General features: G+C 62.3%; 1 protein-coding gene. It reads right to left on the reverse strand.

What is annotated here, in order from left to right:
- Positions 1–1,136, reverse strand: a 1,136-nt coding sequence (glyA, locus tag GOV90_RS21040) for a serine hydroxymethyltransferase (protein WP_171096795.1), incomplete at both ends; no start/stop codon positions are given.

A 1,136-nucleotide genomic window follows, 5' to 3' on the forward strand; every position in this document is an offset into this window, starting at 1 on the left:
TTGGCAGCCAGGCCGTCGACCACTTCGATGATCCAATCGGCGATCTGGCGGAACTCGACCTCGCCAAAGCCGCGGGTGGTGCCTGCGGGCGAACCCAGACGGATACCCGAGGTAACGGTCGGCTTTTCGGGGTCAAACGGTACGCCGTTCTTGTTGCAGGTGATATGCGCCCGGCCCAGAGCCTTCTCGGTTGCATTGCCCTTCACGCCCTTGGGGCGCAGGTCGACCAGCACCACATGGGTGTCGGTGCCGTGGGTCACCGTGTCCAGACCGCCCTTGATCAGCTGGTCCGACAGCGCTTGCGCGTTGGTAATGACTTGGCTGATATAGGTTTTGAACTCGGGCCGCAGGGCTTCGCCAAAGGCCACGGCCTTACCGGCGATCACATGCATCAGCGGGCCGCCCTGAATGCCGGGGAAGATCGCCGAATTCACTTTCTTAGCGATATCTTCATCATTGGTCAGGATCATACCCCCACGCGGCCCACGCAGGGTCTTGTGCGTGGTCGTGGTCGCCACATGTGCATGTGGGAAGGGGCTGGGATGCTCACCCGCCGCCACCAGACCGGCGAAGTGTGCCATGTCCACGTGCAGATAGGCACCCACCATGTCGGCGATCTGGCGCATGCGGGCAAAGTCGATCTGGCGCGGGATGGCCGAGCCGCCGGCGATGATCAGCTTGGGCTGGTGCTCTTTCGCCAGCGCCTCGACCTGATCATAGTCCAGCATGTTGTCTTCCTTGCGGACGCCGTATTGCACCGCGTTGAACCACTTGCCCGACTGGTTCGGGCGCGCGCCGTGGGTCAGGTGACCACCGGCATCCAGGCTCATGCCCAGAATGGTGTCACCGGGCTGGATCAGCGCCTGGAACACACCCTGGTTGGCCTGAGAGCCCGAGTTCGGCTGCACGTTCGCAAAGCCGCAGCCAAACAGTTCTTTGGCCCGGTCGATGGCCAGGTTCTCGGCAATATCGACAAACTGGCAACCTCCATAATAGCGCCGACCGGGATAACCTTCGGCGTATTTGTTGGTCATCACCGAGCCCTGCGCTTCCATCACGGCGGCAGAGACGATGTTCTCGGATGCGATCAGCTCGATCTCGTCGCGCTGACGGCCCAGCTCGGACGTGATCGAGCC

It is taken from the genome of Ruegeria sp. HKCCA5929, assembly GCF_013034525.1.
GTDB lineage: Bacteria > Pseudomonadota > Alphaproteobacteria > Rhodobacterales > Rhodobacteraceae > Ruegeria.